Origin of the sequence: Mycobacterium saskatchewanense (genome assembly GCF_010729105.1) — a bacterium.
GTDB classification, from domain to species: domain Bacteria; phylum Actinomycetota; class Actinomycetes; order Mycobacteriales; family Mycobacteriaceae; genus Mycobacterium; species Mycobacterium saskatchewanense.
Map to the genome: position 1 here is coordinate 773,098 of NZ_AP022573.1, position 16,674 is coordinate 789,771.

Here is a 16,674-nt window from a genome sequence, read left to right on the forward strand (position 1 = left end):
CCGTACAGCGACTGACCGAGCGCGACGACCGGCGGCGGGCGGAGCTTGCGGACGTGATTTACAGCTATAGCTCTTCTGCGCGGCAGGGATTTGCCGACCGCGATGCCGCCGGTCGCTCGCCAACCCCCTACAACCTTTCAATATGACAACTACGTCGTGATGACAACTACGTCGTGCCGCTGATGGCGGGCCTGATCATCGGCTTCGGCCTGCTGTACATGGCGTTCACCCGGGCGCACGCCAACAACGACGCACCGCACGCCGACGCGATCCCCGTGCGAACCTGACTCGAGGTGTCGACCTTCGCAGGGGATGGCAGGATCTAGAGGACATGCTTCTCACGCCGCACGAGCAAGAACGACTGCTGTTGTCCTACGCCGCCGAGCTGGCCCGCCGGCGTCGGGCGCGGGGGTTGCGACTGAACTACCCGGAGGCGGTCGCCCTCATCACCGACCACATCCTCGAGGGCGCACGGGACGGCCGCAGCGTCGCCGAGTTGATGGCCAGCGGTTGTGACGTGCTGTCCCGCGAGGACGTGATGGAGGGAGTGCCGGAGATGATCGGTGACGTCCAGGTCGAAGCGACGTTCCCCGACGGCACGAAACTGGTCACCGTGCATCACCCGATCGCATGATTCCCGGCGAAATCATTTATGGCCCAGGCGATATCGAGATCAACGCCGGCGCGCAGCGGCTCGAGATCCAGGTCGTCAACACCGGCGACCGTCCCGTGCAGGTCGGCAGCCACGTCCACCTCCCGCAGGCCAATGCCGCGCTGTCGTTCGATCGCGCCGCCGCCCACGGTTATCGCCTGGACGTCCCGGCGGCCACCGCGGTCCGGTTCGAGCCGGGCATCCCGCAGACGATCCGCCTGGTTCCGCTGCGGGGACGACGGGAAGTGTACGGGCTGAGCCGCAACCCGCCCGGACGGCTGGACGACCGATGACGCGGCTGTCGCGGGAGCGTTACGCCGACCTCTTCGGGCCGACCACCGGGGACCGGATCAGGCTGGCCGACACCGACCTGCTGGTGGAGATCACCGAAGACCGCAGCGGCGGACCGGGTTCCGCCGGCGACGAGGCGGTGTTCGGCGGCGGCAAGGTGCTGCGGGAGTCGATGGGGCAGGGGCGGGCGAGCCGGGCCGCCGGGGCGCCCGACACCGTCATCACCGGCGCGGTGATCATCGACCACTGGGGGATCATCAAGGCCGACATCGGCATTCGGGACGGGCGGATCGTCGCGATCGGCAAGGCGGGCAATCCGGACATCATGACGGGCGTGCACCCCGACCTGGTGGTCGGCCCGTCCACCGAGATCATCGGCGGCAACGGTCGGATCGTCACCGCCGGCGCCATCGACTGCCACGTGCATCTGATCTGCCCGCAGCTGATGCCCGAGGCGCTCGGGTCGGGCATCACCACGATCATCGGCGGCGGCACCGGGCCGGCCGAGGGCACCAAGGCCACCACCGTCACGCCCGGCGAATGGCACTTGGCCGGCATGCTGGAGTCACTGGACTCGTGGCCGCTCAACTTCGCGCTGCTCGGCAAGGGAAACACCGTCAACCCGGAGGGGTTGTGGGAGCAATTGCGTGGCGGCGCTTCGGGTTTCAAGCTGCACGAGGACTGGGGATCCACGCCCGCGGCGATCGACGCCTGCCTGACCGTCGCCGACGCCGCGGGCGTCCAGGTGGCGTTGCACACCGACACTCTCAACGAGATGGGGTTCGTCGAGGACACCCTCGGCGCGATCGCCGGCCGTTGCATCCACACGTATCACACCGAGGGCGCCGGCGGCGGGCACGCTCCGGACATCATGCGGGTCGCGGCCGAGCGCAACGTGCTGCCCAGTTCCACCAACCCGACCCGGCCGCACACCGTGAACACGCTGGACGAGCACCTGGACATGCTGATGGTGTGCCATCACCTCAACCCCGCGGTGCCCGAGGACCTGGCGTTCGCTGAAAGCCGCATCCGGCCGTCGACGATGGCAGCCGAGGATCTGCTGCACGACATGGGCGCGATCTCGATGATCGGCAGCGACTCGCAGGCGATGGGCCGCATCGGCGAGGTGGTGATCCGGACCTGGCAGACCGCGCACGTGATGAAACGCCGGCGCGGCGCACTGCCCGGTGATGGTCCCGCGGACAACCACCGGGCGCGCCGCTACGTCTCGAAATACACCATCTGCCCGGCCATCACGCACGGCCTCGACCACGAGATCGGTTCGGTGGAGGTGGGCAAGCTCGCCGATCTGGTGCTGTGGGAGCCCGCGTTCTTCGGGGTGCGGCCGCACCTGGTGCTCAAGGGCGGGATGATCGCCTGGGCCGCGATGGGCGACGCCAACGCCTCGATCCCCACCCCTCAGCCGGTGCTCCCGCGTCCGATGTTCGGCGCCGCGCCCACAGCGTCGGCCGCGACCTCGGTGCACTTCGTGGCCCCGGTGGCTCTCGACGCCGCGCTGGGCGAGAAGCTCGCCGTCAACCGGCGGCTGGTTCCGGTCGGGGACGTCCGCTCGGTCACCAAAACCGATCTGCCGCTGAACGATACGATGCCGTCGATCGAGATCGACCCGGACTCCTTCACCGTCCGCATCGACGGCGAGGTCTGGCACGAGCAGCCGGCGACGGAACTGCCCATGGCCCAGCGTTACTTTCTCTTCTGATGGCCGAGCCTTTCTGGATGGCCGAGCCGGCGCTGATCACGCTGCTCGCGCTGGCCGACTCGCGGCTACCCACCGGCGCGCACGTGCACTCCGGCGGGGTCGAGGAAGCCATCGCCTCGGCCCTCGTGACCGACCTGGACACGCTGAAAGCGTTCCTGGCGCGCCGGATTCGCACCCACGGTCTGGTCACCGCGTCGGTGGCCGCCGCCGTGCACCGCGGCGATATCGGCCTCGACGACGCCGACCTCGAGACCGACGCGCGCACCCCGGCTCCGGCCGCCCGGGAGGCGTCGCGCAGCCAGGGCCGTGGCCTGGCGCGGCTGGCGCGGCGAGTCTGGCCGGACGCCGGCTGGGACGATCTCGGGCCCCGGCCGCACCTCGGAGTGGTGGCGGGGCGCGTCGGGGAGGTCAGCGGCCTGCGCCCACAACACACCGCCCTGCACGTTGTCTACACCACGATGACCGGTTCGGCGACCGCCGCCCAGCGCCTGCTGGCCCTCGATCCCGCCGCCGTCGCCGCCGCCACCTTCGCGCTGTCCGGGCTGTGCGAGAGCACCGCCGCCGAGGCGACCGCGGGGCTGGCCGACCTGTCCGACCCGTTGCTCGACACGCTGGCGCAGCGCCACGCTCAGCGCGAGCGGCCCCTGTTCGCATCGTGAAAGGCCAACCATGTCAACACATGTCCATTCCCACCCGCACGCGCACCATGACCGGCCCAGGCGGGCGCGGAAGCCGGGGGCGCCGCTGCGGATCGGCGTCGGCGGACCCGTCGGCTCCGGGAAGACGGCGCTCGTGGCCGCGCTGTGCCGCCAGCTGCGCGGCGAGCTCTCGCTGGCGGTGCTGACCAACGACATCTACACCACCGAGGATGCGGACTTCCTGCGCCGGCACGCGGTGCTGCCCGACGCCCGGATAGCGGCCGTACAGACCGGCGGGTGCCCGCACACCGCCATTCGCGATGACATCACCGCGAACCTGGACGCGATCGACGACCTGATCGCCGCCCACCCCGGATTGGACCTGATCCTCGTCGAATCCGGCGGCGACAACCTGACGGCGACCTTCTCCTCGGGCCTGGTGGACATTCAGATCTTCGTCATCGACGTGGCCGGGGGCGACAAGGTGCCGCGCAAGGGCGGACCCGGCGTCACATTCTCGGACCTGTTGGTGGTCAACAAGATTGACCTGGCACCTCTGGTGGGCGCCGATCTTCAGGTGATGGCCCGTGACGCCGCGGCGGTGCGCGACGGCCGTCCGACGGTGCTGCAATCGCTGACCGAGGACCCGTCCGCGGGGGAGGTGGCGGCGTGGGTGCGCTCCCACGTGGCCGCCGCGCGCGAGGGCGCCGGTGCGGTCTGACCTGCTGCTGGTCGCGCGCGGCAATCGGCTGCCGCGCATCGAGTGTCGCGGCGGCGGGCTGCAGGCGCGATGCACCGCCCCCGACACCGTCCACCTGGTATCCGCGGCGGCCACCCCGCTGGGCGGTGACACCATCGCGATCCGCGTCGTGGTGGAGCCGGGCGCCCGGCTGCGGCTGCGCAGCGCCGCGGCGACCGTGGCCCTGCCCGGGCCGGCCGGCCCCGCGTCGTACTCCGGGTGGGACATCGAGGTGTGCGGCGATCTGGACGTCGACCTCGAGCCGACCGTGGTTGCGGCTCACGCGCGGCACCTGTCGACGGTGACCCTGAGGCTGCGCGACGCCGGGGCGGTCCGCTTCCGCGAACGGGTGCAGATCGGCAGGTGCGATGAGCGCGGAGGCTTTTGGTCGGGGTCGCTGCGCGCCGACTGTGACGACCGTCCGCTGCTGCGGCACCGGGTCGAGCTCGGCGCCGGGTCGCCGGCCGACGACGGAATCGCGGCGCCCCGCGCCATGATTAGCGAATTACATTACCCGGCAGCGCGTTACGGCTGCGTGGCGCCCGACACGACCGTCCTGGCGCTGGCGGGCGGGGGAACCCTGACGACGTGGCAGGCCGACCGACTGTCCGGTTAGCTCGCCTTCCGCGCCGCCGCCGGGCGATTCGCCTCGGCCGCCGCCACCGCGAGCTGTTCAAGCCGGGTGCGGGCGAACGCCTGCTGCTCGGTGATGGTGAGCTGGCCGCGGTGCGTGCTCAGGAACGTCACGGTCCACGACAGCAGCGTGCTGACCTTGGTCTTGAATCCGACCAGGTAGAGCAGGTGCAGCACCAGCCACGCGAACCAGGCGAACAGGCCGCTGAATTCCACCGGGCCGACCTTGGCGACCGCCGAGAACCGCGAAACCGTCGCCATCGAGCCCTTGTCGAAATACTGGAAGGGCTCCCGCTCGGCCGGGTCGGCGCCCTGGAGCTCGGCCTTGACGGTGCCGGCGACGTACTTGGCGCCCTGGATGGCGCCCTGGGCGACGCCGGGCACGCCTTCGACGGCGGCCATGTCACCGATGACGAACACGTTGGGATGGCCCGGAACCGAGAGGTCGGGCAGCACCTTGACGCGGCCGGCGCGGTCGAGTTCGACCGCGGACTGCTCGGCCAGATCCCGGCCCAGCCCGCTCGCCTGCACGCCCGCGGACCACACCTTGCACGCCGACTCGATGCGCCGGACGGTGCCGTCAGAGTCCTTGACCGTGATGCCGTTTCGGTCGACATCGGTAACCATCGCGCCGAGCTGGATCTCCACACCCATCTTCTGCAGCCGCTCGGCCGCCCGCCGGCCCAGCTTCTCACCGAACGGCGGAAGCACCGCGGGCGCGGCGTCGAGCAGGATCACCCGGGCCTTGGCGGAGTCGATGTGCCGGAAGGCGCCCTTCAGGGTGTGTTCGGCCAATTCTGCGATCTGCCCGGCCATTTCGACGCCGGTGGGGCCCGCGCCGATGACGGTGAACGTGAGCAGCTTGGCGCGCCGCTCCGGATCCCGGGACCGTTCCGCCTGCTCGAACGCGCTGAGGATGCGGCCGCGCACCTCGAGCGCATCGTCGATCGACTTCATCCCCGGGGCGAACTCGGCGAAGTGGTCGTTGCCGAAGTAGGACTGGCCGGCTCCGGCGGCGACGATCAGTGTGTCGTAAGGGGTTTCATAGGTGTGGCCGAGCAGATCCGAGACGACGTACTGCCCGGCAAGGTCGATGTGGGTGACGTCGCCGAGGAGCACCTGCACGTTGCGTTGCCGGCGCAGGATCACCCGGGTGGGCGGGGCGATGTCGCCCTCGGACACGATGCCGGTGGCCACCTGGTACAGCAGCGGCTGGAACAGGTGGTGGGTGGTGCGGGCGATCAGCTTGATGTCAACGTTCGCGTGCTTGAGTTTCTTTGCCGCGTTGAGGCCACCGAATCCCGAACCGATGATGACGACCTGGTGGCGGCGCTCCGTTCCAGCTGTCGCTTCTGGCTGGGGACTCATTGTGGGCTGCTCCTGACGGGGGCTCCTGGACACGCGACTTCGGTTAGCGTTACCTGCAACGCTACTCAGGCTGATACCCGACGCCTAATTACTAAGCGTGTGTAATCAACCACACCGCTGCGTCACGCCTGGTCGAGCGACGTGATGCTCGTCATGTTGCAACCGGGGGGCGGCTACAGACCCACGAGCGGACGCAGCGCTTCGCCTGCGGCAGTGAGGATCCCGGGCGTGTAGAACGGCATGTTGATGATCACGCCGTCGATGCCGGCGTCCAGCACCTTGGTCTTGATCTGGTCGGCGACGGAGTCGGCGCTGCCGACCACCATGCGCTGCGCCATCTCGGCGGGGATCGAATCGGGCGTGGCCTTGTCGTCGATGAGGACGGTGATCGGCATGCTGGTCTCGAGCGTGGCCGGGTCACGGCCGATCTCCTCGCACTGCTTCCGCACCACGCCCAGCTTGCGCGGCACCTCGTCGAACCCGGCGATCACGTTGAGGTGATCGAAGTGCCGGGCCGCCAGCGGGATGGTCTTCTTCTCGCCGCTGCCGCCGATCATCAGCGGAATATGTTCGCGGAAGCGGGGATTCGCGATCGCATCGGTGGTGTGATACCACTTGCCCGAGAAGGTCGCCCGCTCTCCCTTGATCATCGGCAGGATGATCTGAAGCGCCTCGTCGAGCCGGTTGAACCGATCGGTGAAGGTCCCGAAATCAAAGCCGAGCTGATCGTGCTCGAGCTCGAACCAGCCCGTGCCGATGCCGAGGATCGCCCGGCCCTGGCTGACCACGTCGAGCGTGGTGATGATCTTGGCGAGCAGCGCGGGGTTCCGGTAGGTGTTGCCGGTCACCAGGGTGCCCAGCTGCACCCGCTCGGTCGCGGTCGCCAGCGCACCCAGGGCGGTGTAGGCCTCCAGCATCGGCTGGTCGGGCGAGCCCAGCACCGGCAGTTGATAGAAGTGGTCCATCAGGAAAACCGAGTCGAATCCCGCCGATTCGGCCTCGCGGGCCTGGGCGGTGACGGTGGGGAAGAGCTGCTCCACCCCGGTGCCGTAGGAGAAGTTGGGGATTTGGTAACCGAGTCGAATAGCCACGGCTATCCACCGTAGTGCGGCTACGGCGCAGACGCTCAGCCGAAGTGCGCGAGGGCCCCGTGACTCACGTGCAGCGTCTGGCCGGTGATGTGACGAGCGGCGGGCGTGGTCAGGAACAGCGCCAGGCGCGCGACCTCCGCCGCCACCGTGGGCGGCGTGCGGGACAGGCCCTCGTAGCCGGGTTGGACGCTGCGCCCGGTCGCAATGGTGTTGACCGTGATCCCTCGGGTGCCGAACGCGGCGGCCTGGCCGACCACCCAATTCGACAGCGCCGCCTTGATCGCGGCGTCGGCGCTGCCCGCCGGCGGGTTCTCCGTGACCACGCCGATGATCGACCCGCCCGAGCGGAGATGGTCGCCGACGGCCTGCACCGTCAGCACCGCCGACAGCAGCGTCGCATCCAGCGCGTTGCGCCACGCCTTGGCCGTGTCGGACATCGAGTAGGTGCGGGGGTCGCCGGCGTCCCAGGACGGGGCGGGCACGTTGACGATGGTGTCGAGGTGGTGGGGGAACAGCCCGCGGGCCTCGTCGAGACTGGCCGCGTCGGTGGTGTCGCAAACGATCGCGTCTGCGTCGAGTTCCTTGGCGGCGATCTCCAAGTCGCTGCGGCGCGCACCGACGAGGGTCACCTTGTGACCGTCATCGCGGAAGCCCTCGGCCACCGTGCGTCCCAACTCCGTGTCTCCGCCGGTGACCAGCACTTCCACGGCCATGACCTCCTCGTAATCGGCGCCGTAATCAGCGAGTGCATCCGGACCTGGCACCGCACCGACGCCCAAGCACTCAGCCGCATCAATGTTACTGGAGAGTAGCTATTCGGCGAAATTGCAAACGGCGCGACGCGCGGACGATTTGCGTAACTATTCGGTCGACGATTTCTCGTCTGCGGCTCAAACACCCGACGGCGGTCCGCGCACGCGGGCGACACACGCTACGGTTCACCCATGCGTCGGATCGGGGTCCTGGCCGCTCTGCTGTCCGCTGTGTGCGTGGTCGCCGCGACGCTGGTCGCGTGCGGTCCCAAACCGGCCCCGGGTTCAGGATCGCTCGTCGTGTTCGCCGCGGCCTCGCTCAAGACCGCCTTCACCCAGATCGGCCAGGAGTTCAAGGTCGAGAACCCCGGCAGCGGAGTCGATGTGGAGTACGCGGGCTCCTCGGAGCTGGCGACGCAACTGACGCAGGGCGCCACGGCCGACGTGTTCGCGTCGGCGGACACCGCGCAGATGGACGCCGTCGCGAAGGCCGGGCTGCTGGCCGCCGATCCCACGAACTTCGCCTCCAACACCTTGGTGATCGTCACGACGCCGGGCAACCCGAAGAACGTCGGGTCGTTCCGCGATCTGGCCAGGCCCGGGCTGAGCGTGGTGACCTGCCAGAAGCCGGTCCCGTGCGGGGCGGCGACCCTGCGAATCGAGGACAGCACGGGAGTGCGTCTCAGCCCGGTCAGCGAGGAACCCAGCGTGACGGATGTCCTGAACAAGGTGACCAGCGGGCAGGCCGACGCCGCCCTCGTCTACGTCACGGACGCGATCAGCGCGGGCAACAAGGTGACCACCGTGAACTTCCCCGAGGCCGCCGCCGCGGTGAACGTCTATCCCATCGCGGTGCTGAAGCGGGCGCCGCGGCCGGAGCTGGCCCAGAAATTCGTCGCCCTGGTGGTGTCGGACGCCGGCCGAAAAATCCTGGCCCAGTCCGGCTTCGCCAAACCCTGAGCCGCGACGTGTACCGTCCGACGGACCTACCCCGCTGGGTGTACCTCCCCGCCGCCGCGGGCGCGGCTTTCGTCGCGCTGCCCCTGCTGGCGGTGGCGCTCAAGGTCGACTGGCCGGACTTCTGGTCCCTAGTCGCCAGCCCGTCGTCGCGGACCGCGCTGATGCTCAGCCTGCGGACCGCCGCCGCCAGCACCGCCCTGTGCGTGCTGCTGGGTGTCCCGATGGCGCTGGTGCTGGCGCGCGGGCGGGCCCGCGCGCTGCGGTTGCTGCGACCGCTCATCCTGCTGCCGCTGGTCCTCCCGCCGGTGGTCGGCGGCATCGCGCTGCTCTACGCCTTCGGCAGGTTGGGGCTGATCGGGCGCTACCTGGAGGCCGCCGGCATCAGCGTCGCGTTCACCACGACCGCGGTGGTGTTGGCGCAGACCTTCGTCTCGCTGCCGTTCCTGGTCATCTCGCTCGAGGGGGCGGCCCGCACCGCCGGAGCCGACTTCGAGATTGTCGCGGCGACCCTCGGGGCGCGGCCCGGCCGGGTGTGGTGGCGGGTGACCCTACCGCTGCTGCTGCCGGGCATGGTGTCGGGAGCCGTGCTGGCCTTCGCCCGCTCCCTGGGGGAGTTCGGGGCGACGCTGACGTTCGCCGGGTCCCGGCAGGGCGTGACGCGAACCCTGCCGCTGGAGATCTACCTGCAGCGGGTCGACGATCCGGACGCCGCGGTGGCGTTGTCGCTCTTGCTCGTGGCCGTGGCGGCGCTCGTGGTGCTCGGCCTGGGTGCGCGCCGGCTCGCCGGCCCCGACGCCAGGTAGCCCGTCGTGAGCCAGTTACAGCTTCGTGCCGTCGTCGCGGACCGCGACCTGGACGTGGCGTTCTCGGTGTCCGCGGGCGAGGTGCTGGCGGTGCTGGGCCCCAACGGGGCCGGCAAGTCGACGGCCCTACACGTCGTCGCCGGGCTTCTGTTTCCCGACGAGGGCGTGGTGCGGCTGGGCGACCGGACCCTCACCGATACGGCGGCGGGAGTGAACGTGGCGACGCACGACCGCCGCGTGGGACTGCTCCTGCAGGATCCCCTGCTGTTCCCGCACCTGAGCGTCGCCGCCAACGTCGCCTTCGGCCCCCACAGCCGTGGGGCGCGATTCGGCGCGCGGCGCGGTTCGGCGCGCGCGACGGCGCTGCGGTGGTTGCGCGAGGTGGACGCCGAGCGCTTCGCCGATCGCAAACCGCGGCAGCTCTCCGGCGGCCAGGCCCAGCGCGTCGCGATCGCCCGCGCGCTGGCGGCCGAGCCCGAGGTGTTGCTGCTGGACGAGCCGCTCACCGGCCTCGACGTCGCCGCGGCCGCGGCCATCCGCACCGTGCTGCGCGCGACCGTCTCGCGCACCGGCTGCGCGGTGGTGCTGGTGACCCACGACCTGCTCGACGTCTTCACACTCGCCGACCGGGTGCTGGTGCTGGAAGCCGGAAAGTGCGCCGAGATCGGGCGGGTGCCCGACGTGCTCACCGCGCCCCGCAGCCACTTCGGTGCGCGGATCGCCGGCATCAACCTCGTCGCCGGGGCGACCAACCCGGACGGCTCGTTGACCACGCGGTCCGGGGTTCGCTGGCACGCCGCCCCGGGCGCGCAGCCGGCGGCCGGGCAGCACGCGGTCGCGGTGTTCTCACCCGCGGCGGTGGCCGTGTATCGCCAGCGGCCGCACGGCAGCCCCCGCAACACCATCGAGGTGACGGTCGCCGAGCTGGACGTCCGCGGTTCGGCGGTCCTGGTGCGGGGTCACGAGCAGCCGGATGGCGCACCCGGCCTGGTCGCGGAGATCACCGTGGAGGCCGCCCGGGAACTCCGTATCACCCCCGGCGAGCGGGTCTGGTTCACCGTCAAGGCCCACGAGGTCAAGCTCTACCCGGCCCCGCCGTGAGCAGGCGGGTTACACATCGGCAACATCGGAAAATCCCCGGCGCACCGTCAGCACGGCACCCTTGCGTCACAGCTTTAACACGGTAGGTTCGTCGCCATGGCCCAGCTGGACCCGAACTCGACACGTCGCAAACGACCGTGGGCGACGCTGTCGATCGCCGCCGTGGCCGGCGCCTTCGCCGCCACGATCGCACTGCCGGCGACCTCGAGCGCCGACCCCGAGCCCGCGCCCCCGGCGCCGGCGACGACGACGGCGCCGCCGCCCGCCCCCGCGACCACGACGGCTCCGCCCGCGGCGTCGCCGAGCCCCCAGCCGGGCGATCCCAACGCGACCCCGCCCCCACCGGTCGACCCGAACGCCCCGCCGCCCCCTCCCGTCGACCCCAACGCCCCGCCGCCGCCGGTGGCGGACCCGAACGCCGGCCGAATCGGCAACGCCGTCGGCGGCTTCAGCTATGTGCTACCCGCCGGCTGGGTGCAGTCGGACGCCTCCCACTTGGACTACGGCTCGGAGTTGCTCAGCAAGACCACCGGACAGCCGCCGTTGCCGGGGCAGGCGCCGCCGGTCGCCAACGACACGCGGATCGTGATGGGCCGGCTGGACCAGAAGCTCTACGCCAGCGCCGAACCGGACAACGCCAAGGCCGCGCTGCGGCTCGGCTCGGACATGGGCGAGTTCTTCATGCCGTATCCCGGGACCCGAATCAACCAGGAAGCCACGCCCCTCACCGGGGCCAACGGGATCACCGGCAGCGCGTCGTTCTACGAGGTGAAGTTCACCGACGCGAGCAAGCCGAACGGCCAGATCTGGACGGGCGTGGTCGGCACGCCGGCGAACGCGTCCACCGGGACGCCTCCCCAGCGCTGGTTCGTGGTGTGGCTGGGTACCGGGAACGACCCGGTGGACAAGGGCGCCGCCAAGGCGCTGGCCGAGTCGATCCAGCCCTGGTCGGGACAGCCGGCACCCGCGGCGCCGCCGGCCCCGGGCGCCCCCGGGGCTCCGGCCCCCGCCCCCGGGGCTCCGGCCCCGGCGCCCGCCCCGGTCCCGGGTCAGGCGCCCGCAGGCGAGGTGACACCCACGCCGTCGCCGGCGCCGCAGCGAACCGTGCCGGCCTGACGGCTGCGCAATCGTCGTCAATTTGACACGCGATTAATTAAACAAAGCGGGTATACGGAATTCATGCCCGGCGGCCCCGCCGGGCTTTGCCAGCGATTGCAAGGAGACCCGCATGGACGTCATGGCAGCGACCGAATTCCTCGCCCGCTCCTCCACGTTGACCAGCGTCGGCTGGATCGGATACATCATCATCGGCGGTTTGGCGGGCGCGCTCGCCAGCAAGATCATGAGCGGCAGCGGAGCCGGAATCCTCATGGATATCGTCATCGGCGTTGTCGGCGCCCTGATCGGGGGCTTCATCCTGAGCTTCTTCCTCAAGACGGGCAGCGGCGGTTACATCTTCACCTTCTTCACGGCGCTGCTGGGCTCGCTGCTGCTGCTGCTGTGGGTCGTCGGGATGGTGCGACGCACCTGACCGCCTGATCCGTTGTGGCGGTGCCCGACCGCTGCACGCGCGGCATGATGTAGTGATGGCCGCAACGGTGACCGCCACGACAATGCGCGCCTGGCGCGTGCGCCAGCCCGGGCCGATGGCCACCGAGCCGCTCGAGCGGGTCACCGCGGAGGTTCCGCGACCCGCGCCGTCGGAGTTGCTGGTGGCCGTGCGCGCGTGCGGGGTGTGCCGCACCGACCTCCACGTCACCGAAGGCGATCTCCCCGTCCACCGCGACCGGGTCACGCCCGGCCACGAGGTAGTGGGGGAGGTTGTCGAGGTGGGTTCGGAAGCCGGTGACGGCTTCCGGGTCGGCGACCGGGTGGGCATCGCCTGGCTGCGCCACACCTGCGGGGTGTGCAAGTACTGCCGGCGCGGCGACGAGAACCTGTGCCCGCACTCCCGCTACACCGGCTGGGACGCCGACGGCGGTTACGCCGAGTTCGCGACGGTCCCCGCGGCCTTCGCGCATCACCTGCCGAGCGGTTACAGCGACAGCGAGCTGGCGCCGTTGCTGTGTGCCGGCATCATCGGGTACCGGTCGCTACTGCGCGCCGACCTGCCGCCGGGCGGCCGGCTGGGCCTCTACGGCTTCGGCGGCAGCGCCCACATCACCGCCCAGGTCGCGCTGGCGCAGGGCGCCGAGGTGCACGTCATGACCCGGGGGGAGGACGCCCGCAAGCTGGCGCTCGAGCTGGGCGCGGCGTCGGCCCAGGGGGCCGCCGACCCGCCGCCGGTGCCGCTGGACGCGGCGATCCTCTTCGCCCCGGTCGGCGAACTGGTGCTGCCCGCGCTCGAGGGGCTGGACCGCGGCGGCACCCTGTCCATCGCGGGCATTCACCTCTCCGACATCCCGCCGCTGAACTACCAGCGCCACCTCTTCCAGGAACGCCAGGTCCGCTCGGTCACCTCGAACACGCGGGCCGACGCGCGCGCGTTCCTGGATTTCGCGCGGGAGCACCACATCGAGGTGACGACGCCCGAATACTCGCTCGACCAGGCCGACAAGGCCCTGGGCGATCTGAGCGCCGGGCGCATCGCCGGGGCGGCCGTGCTGCTGGTGTGATCGGCCCTACGACAGGTGCCAGACCAGCGCCGCCGCCAGGGCGCCGAGCCCGTTGAGGGACCAGTGCAGCGCGATCGGGGCGATCAGGCTGCCGCTGCGGCGGCGCAGCCAGCTGAAGACGAACCCGGCGGCGCCAGTGGCCAGCACCGCGCCAACCACGCCGGCCAGCATCCCGGCGATCCCGCCGCCGAGTATGTGAGTGAAGCCAACGTTGCTGCTGGTGAGCCCCAGCGACGTGGCCACGTGCCAGAGCCCGAACAACAGCGAGCCGGCCAGCGCGACGCCGCGGAAGCCCCACGCCCGGTGCAGCGCGCCGTGCAGCACGCCGCGGAAGGCCAGCTCCTCGGGGATGACGGTCTGCAGCGGGATGACGACCATCGAGGCGATCAGCGCTCCCGAGACGGTGGCGTACCGGTGGTTCAGGAACATGGGCCGGGTCATCGGCAGCAGCACGCCGACGGCGATCACCGACGCCACGACCGCCACGGCGGCCAGCGCGTAGCCCGCCCCGGACTTCCAGTGCTCCCGCCCCAGGCCGAGGTCGACCCAGTCCAGGCCGTTGGCGCGCATCAATGCCACCAGGCCGAGCGCGGCGGCCGGAACGATCGCGATGCTCGCCCACGGTGTGGTGAAGTGCGCGACGAGGTTGGTGAGCACGAGCACGACGACGACGACGGCGATATCGAGGCGGACCCGGAACCGGTGCAGCGCCGAAAGCTGCGCGACCACGTGGTGGGTGTCAGCGGCAGCGAGCGCGTCGGGCATCCGACCAGTTTACCCGTGGACCCGGCCGCCGCCGGTTCGCCGAAATCGCCGCCGCGGTCGCATCCTCGCCCGAAGCACAGCCGTCGCGGCAATCTCGGCGCCGCTGCTCCCTCAGCTCCCACTCACATGGGTTGCCTCGCTCGCATCACTCAACTCCCAGGTCCAGCCGGCGATCTGCGGATCGTCCTCGCCGTGCTCGCGGGTGTAGCTGCGCGCGGCCAGCCGGGCGTCGACCATGCGCTGGCGCAGCACGGCCGCCCGGCTGCCCAGCCCGTCGACCCGGTCGATCACGTCCGTGACGAGGTGGAACCGATCCAGGTCGTTGAGCATCACCATGTCGAACGGCGTGGTCGTGGTGCCGCGCTCCTTGAAGCCGCGCACGTGGATGTGCCCATGGTTGGTGCGGCGGTAGGTGAGCCGGTGGATCAGCCAGGGGTAGCCGTGGTAGGCGAAGATGACGGGCTTGTCGCGCGTAAACAGCGCGTCGAATTCCCGGTCCGGCAGGCCGTGCGGGTGCTCCGACTCCGGCTGTAACCGCATCAGATCGACAACGTTGACCACCCGGACGGCCAGGTCGGGCAGCTCGCGACGCAGGATGTCGGCGGCGGCAAGGGTCTCCAGCGTCGGGACGTCCCCGGCGCAGGCCAAGACCACATCGGGTTCGGCGGTGGCCGTGCTCGCCCACTGCCACACGCCCACGCCGCGGGCGCAGTGCGCGATGGCCTGATCCATGTCGAGGTAGGCCAGCGCGGGCTGCTTGCCGGCCACGATGACGTTGACATAGTCGCGGCTGCGCAGGCAGTGGTCGGCGACCGACAGCAACGTGTTGCCGTCCGGCGGCAGGTATACCCGCGTCACTTCGGGCCGCTTGTTGGCGACCAGGTCGATGAACCCGGGATCCTGATGCGACGCGCCGTTGTGGTCCTGGCGCCAGACGTGGGAGCTCAGCAGGTAGTTCAGCGAGGCGATCGGCCGCCGCCACGGCAGGTCGCGGCTGATGGACAGCCATTTCGTGTGTTGATTGAACATCGAGTCGACAATGTGCACGAACGCCTCGTAGCAATTGAACAGGCCGTGCCGGCCCGTCAGCAGGTAGCCTTCCAGCCAGCCCTGGCACAGGTGCTCGGAGAGCACCTCCATCACGCGCCCGTCCGGTGCGAGGTTCTCGTCATCGGGGCCGATCTCCGAAAGCCATACCTTGGCCGTCGACCCGTAGACGGCGTCCAGCCGGTTGGACGCGGTCTCGTCGGGACCCATGAGCCGGAACCGATCCGCGTTGCGGGCGATCACGTCCCGCAGGAACGTGCCGAGCACCCGGGTGGCCTCGTGCATCTCTGCGGCCGGCCGCGCCACCTGCACCGCGTAGTCGCGGAAGTCCGGCAGGTCCAGATCGTGAAGCAGCAGCCCGCCATTGGCATGCGGGTTCGCGCTCATCCGGCGATCGCCGGCGGGCGCCAGCGCCCGCAATTCGGGCCGCAGGGCGCCGTCGCCGTCGAACAACTCCTCGGCCCGATAGCTGCGCAGCCATTCCTCGAGCTGGGCGCGGTGCTCGGGATTGTCGTGCGTCTCGGCCAGCGGCACCTGGTGCGCCCGCCAGGTGCCCTCGACCTTCTTGCCGTCGACCACCTTCGGCCCGGTCCAGCCCTTGGGGGTGCGCAGCACGATCATCGGCCACACCGGCCGTTGCGCCCGGTCGCCACGGCGCGCCGCGTCCTGGATGGCCGCGATGTCGTCGAAGGCGTCGTCCAGCGCGGCGGCCAGCTGCCGGTGGACGTGGGCCGGGTCGTCCCCGGCGACCGTGATGGGCCGGTAGCCGTATCCGCGCAGCAGCGACTCCAGCTCCTGGTGCGGGATGCGCGCCAGCACCGTCGGGTTGGCGATCTTGTAGCCGTTGAGCTGGAGGATTGGCAGCACCGCGCCGTCGGTCGCGGGGTTGAGGAACTTGTTGGAGTGCCAGCTGGCCGCCAGCGGGCCGGTCTCGGCCTCGCCGTCGCCCACCACGCAGGCCACCACCAGGTCCGGGTTGTCGAACGCCGCGCCGTAGGCGTGCACCAGCGCGTAGCCGAGCTCGCCGCCCTCGTGGATCGAGCCGGGCGTCTGGGCGGCGACGTGGCTGGGGATGCCACCGGGAAAGGAGAACTGCCGGAACAGCTTTCGCAGCCCCTCGGCGTCCTCCTCGATGCCCGTGTAGACCTCGCTGTAGGTGCCCTCGAGGTAGGCGTTGGCGACCAGGGCGGGGCCGCCGTGGCCCGGGCCGGTGACGTAGATGACGTTGGCGTCGCGGCGGCGGATGATCCGGTTCAAATGCGCGTAGATCAGATTGAGCGCGGGCGTGGTGCCCCAGTGTCCCAACAGCCGGGGTTTGACGTGGTCGGACGAGAGCGGTTCGCGCAGCAGCGGGTTGTCCAGCAGGTAGATCTGTCCCACGGACAGGTAGTTGGCTGCGCGCCAGTAGGCGTTGAGCAGGTCGAGTTCGTCGTCGGAGAGGGTCGCGGTTGTCGGGGTCGCTGCGGTTTCTGCGGTCACCCCGCCGATTCTCCGGTGCG

General features: G+C 70.5%; 17 protein-coding genes. 12 read left to right on the plus strand and 5 right to left on the minus strand.

Annotation, left to right across the window (positions count from 1 at the left end):
- Positions 1-331: 331 nt before the first annotated feature.
- Genes G6N56_RS03465 through G6N56_RS03490 form a run of 6 tightly spaced genes read left to right on the plus strand, consistent with a single transcriptional unit; the run spans position 332 to position 4,656 of the window.
- Complete coding sequence (locus G6N56_RS03465; RefSeq protein ID WP_085256680.1) at positions 332-634, plus strand: urease subunit gamma; 303 nt, start codon at positions 332-334, stop codon at positions 632-634.
- The gene (locus G6N56_RS03470; protein ID WP_085256679.1) at positions 631-945 is read left to right on the plus strand and encodes an urease subunit beta; all 315 of its coding nucleotides are present in this window, start codon (positions 631-633) and stop codon (positions 943-945) included. Before G6N56_RS03465 ends, G6N56_RS03470 begins: the two co-directional genes overlap by 4 nt.
- The gene (locus G6N56_RS03475) at positions 942-2,663 is read left to right on the plus strand and encodes an urease subunit alpha (protein ID WP_085256678.1); all 1,722 of its coding nucleotides are present in this window, start codon (positions 942-944) and stop codon (positions 2,661-2,663) included. Before G6N56_RS03470 ends, G6N56_RS03475 begins: the two co-directional genes overlap by 4 nt.
- 17 nt (positions 2,664-2,680) lie before the next feature.
- Positions 2,681-3,322, plus strand: a complete 642-nt coding sequence (locus G6N56_RS03480) for an urease accessory protein UreF (RefSeq protein WP_085256896.1) — start codon at positions 2,681-2,683, stop codon at positions 3,320-3,322.
- Positions 3,323-3,332: 10 nt separating this feature from the next.
- Positions 3,333-4,022, plus strand: a complete 690-nt coding sequence (gene ureG, locus G6N56_RS03485) for an urease accessory protein UreG (protein WP_085256677.1) — start codon at positions 3,333-3,335, stop codon at positions 4,020-4,022.
- On the plus strand, positions 4,012-4,656 hold the full coding sequence (locus tag G6N56_RS03490; RefSeq protein ID WP_085256676.1) for an urease accessory protein UreD: 645 nt from the start codon (positions 4,012-4,014) through the stop codon (positions 4,654-4,656). Before ureG ends, G6N56_RS03490 begins: the two co-directional genes overlap by 11 nt.
- Here the strand turns inward: G6N56_RS03490 and G6N56_RS03495 are convergent.
- The 3 genes from G6N56_RS03495 to G6N56_RS03505 form a co-directional block, all read right to left on the minus strand.
- Entirely contained in the window at positions 4,653-6,041 is a 1,389-nt protein-coding gene (locus G6N56_RS03495) for an NAD(P)/FAD-dependent oxidoreductase (RefSeq protein ID WP_085256675.1), read from the minus strand. The genes G6N56_RS03490 and G6N56_RS03495 overlap by 4 nt on opposite strands.
- Positions 6,042-6,214: 173 nt before the next feature.
- Positions 6,215-7,132 carry an LLM class F420-dependent oxidoreductase gene (locus G6N56_RS03500; protein WP_085256674.1) on the minus strand — a complete coding sequence of 306 codons (918 nt, stop codon included), beginning with the start codon at positions 7,130-7,132 and terminating at the stop codon, positions 6,215-6,217.
- 35 nt (positions 7,133-7,167) lie between these two features.
- Positions 7,168-7,845 (minus strand): SDR family oxidoreductase, encoded by a 678-nt coding sequence (locus tag G6N56_RS03505; protein ID WP_085256895.1) that lies wholly within the window; start codon positions 7,843-7,845, stop codon positions 7,168-7,170.
- 231 nt (positions 7,846-8,076) lie between these two features.
- Between G6N56_RS03505 and modA the strand changes: the two genes are divergently transcribed.
- The 6 genes from modA (at position 8,077) to G6N56_RS03535 (ending at position 13,363) form a co-directional block, all read left to right on the plus strand.
- Positions 8,077-8,844 (plus strand): molybdate ABC transporter substrate-binding protein, encoded by a 768-nt coding sequence (gene modA / locus G6N56_RS03510; RefSeq protein ID WP_085256673.1) that lies wholly within the window; start codon positions 8,077-8,079, stop codon positions 8,842-8,844.
- Between the two features lie 8 nt (positions 8,845-8,852).
- A complete protein-coding gene (locus tag G6N56_RS03515) occupies positions 8,853-9,647 on the plus strand; it encodes an ABC transporter permease (protein WP_085256672.1) in 795 nt (264 codons plus the stop codon).
- Between the two features lie 6 nt (positions 9,648-9,653).
- On the plus strand, positions 9,654-10,748 hold the full coding sequence (locus G6N56_RS03520; RefSeq protein ID WP_085256671.1) for a sulfate/molybdate ABC transporter ATP-binding protein: 1,095 nt from the start codon (positions 9,654-9,656) through the stop codon (positions 10,746-10,748).
- 96 nt (positions 10,749-10,844) lie between these two features.
- Positions 10,845-11,864: an alanine and proline-rich secreted protein Apa gene (locus G6N56_RS03525; RefSeq protein ID WP_163645079.1), complete on the plus strand. Its 1,020-nt coding sequence runs from the start codon at positions 10,845-10,847 to the stop codon at positions 11,862-11,864.
- Positions 11,865-11,976: 112 nt separating this feature from the next.
- Positions 11,977-12,279 (plus strand): GlsB/YeaQ/YmgE family stress response membrane protein, encoded by a 303-nt coding sequence (locus G6N56_RS03530; protein WP_085257135.1) that lies wholly within the window; start codon positions 11,977-11,979, stop codon positions 12,277-12,279.
- Between the two features lie 55 nt (positions 12,280-12,334).
- Positions 12,335-13,363 (plus strand): zinc-binding alcohol dehydrogenase family protein, encoded by a 1,029-nt coding sequence (locus G6N56_RS03535; protein WP_085257136.1) that lies wholly within the window; start codon positions 12,335-12,337, stop codon positions 13,361-13,363.
- Positions 13,364-13,369: 6 nt separating this feature from the next.
- Here the strand turns inward: G6N56_RS03535 and G6N56_RS03540 are convergent, their stop codons facing one another.
- Together G6N56_RS03540 and G6N56_RS03545 are read right to left on the minus strand one after the other, a co-directional pair.
- Positions 13,370-14,128 carry a CPBP family intramembrane glutamic endopeptidase gene (locus tag G6N56_RS03540; RefSeq protein ID WP_085257137.1) on the minus strand — a complete coding sequence of 253 codons (759 nt, stop codon included), beginning with the start codon at positions 14,126-14,128 and terminating at the stop codon, positions 13,370-13,372.
- Positions 14,129-14,239: 111 nt separating this feature from the next.
- A complete protein-coding gene (locus G6N56_RS03545) occupies positions 14,240-16,654 on the minus strand; it encodes a phosphoketolase family protein (protein ID WP_085257138.1) in 2,415 nt (804 codons plus the stop codon).
- Between the last annotated feature and the right edge of the window lie 20 nt (positions 16,655-16,674).

Coding starts and splice junctions, on each gene's coding strand:
- G6N56_RS03465 (WP_085256680.1), top strand. CDS start 332: ATGCTTCTCACGCCGCACGAGCAAGAACGACTGCTGTTGTCCTACGCC.
- G6N56_RS03470 (WP_085256679.1), top strand. CDS start 631: ATGATTCCCGGCGAAATCATTTATGGCCCAGGCGATATCGAGATCAAC.
- G6N56_RS03475 (WP_085256678.1), top strand. CDS start 942: ATGACGCGGCTGTCGCGGGAGCGTTACGCCGACCTCTTCGGGCCGACC.
- G6N56_RS03480 (WP_085256896.1), top strand. CDS start 2,681: ATGGCCGAGCCGGCGCTGATCACGCTGCTCGCGCTGGCCGACTCGCGG.
- ureG (WP_085256677.1), top strand. CDS start 3,333: ATGTCAACACATGTCCATTCCCACCCGCACGCGCACCATGACCGGCCC.
- G6N56_RS03495 (WP_085256675.1), bottom strand. CDS start 6,041: ATGAGTCCCCAGCCAGAAGCGACAGCTGGAACGGAGCGCCGCCACCAG.
- G6N56_RS03505 (WP_085256895.1), bottom strand. CDS start 7,845: ATGGCCGTGGAAGTGCTGGTCACCGGCGGAGACACGGAGTTGGGACGC.
- modA (WP_085256673.1), top strand. CDS start 8,077: ATGCGTCGGATCGGGGTCCTGGCCGCTCTGCTGTCCGCTGTGTGCGTG.
- G6N56_RS03525 (WP_163645079.1), top strand. CDS start 10,845: ATGGCCCAGCTGGACCCGAACTCGACACGTCGCAAACGACCGTGGGCG.
- G6N56_RS03530 (WP_085257135.1), top strand. CDS start 11,977: ATGGACGTCATGGCAGCGACCGAATTCCTCGCCCGCTCCTCCACGTTG.
- G6N56_RS03535 (WP_085257136.1), top strand. CDS start 12,335: ATGGCCGCAACGGTGACCGCCACGACAATGCGCGCCTGGCGCGTGCGC.
- G6N56_RS03540 (WP_085257137.1), bottom strand. CDS start 14,128: ATGCCCGACGCGCTCGCTGCCGCTGACACCCACCACGTGGTCGCGCAG.